This window comes from Methanoculleus sp. UBA291, assembly GCF_002499755.1.
In the GTDB taxonomy this organism is placed as follows: domain Archaea; phylum Halobacteriota; class Methanomicrobia; order Methanomicrobiales; family Methanoculleaceae; genus Methanoculleus; species Methanoculleus palmolei.
The window spans coordinates 2,670-3,039 of sequence record NZ_DANC01000057.1 but is presented as its reverse complement, the minus strand read 5'-3'; the positions used below and the strand labels follow the sequence as shown (position 1 = coordinate 3,039).

The window sequence follows — 370 nt, the reverse complement described above, 5'->3', positions numbered from 1 at the left end:
CCCGGGTGCGCATGAACGAGGTGAAAACCATGAAAAAAACATTACTGATCGGCATAGCCGCACTCCTCGTGCTGCTCTGCTTCGGGGGAGTTTCGGCGGAAAAAGTTGCCGAACTAGCCGTATACCAGCTCTCATCGCCTGATATGACCGATATCACGGACGCTGAGGTGCTCTCCGGAGAGGCAGGCGTACAGGATGTCAAGTCGTTCTCCTTCGAAAGTGAGATCACCGAATCGCTACCCAGTCGGACCTTTCAGTTTACCGTGCCGTCCGGCGTCTATAACTCCATTCAGGTCGACATGAAGTTCTATCAGGTCGACGGCGAATGGAGCGACCTGCGACTGAAACTGGTCGACAGCAACAACCGTGT

1 protein-coding gene is annotated in these 370 nt (G+C 54.3%); it reads left to right on the top strand.

Annotated elements, in window-relative coordinates; all coding sequences use genetic code 11:
- Nucleotides 1-29: 29 nt before the first annotated feature.
- On the top strand, nucleotides 30-370 hold a 341-nt coding region (locus tag BP737_RS13535; protein WP_292407744.1), incomplete at its 3' end, for a hypothetical protein.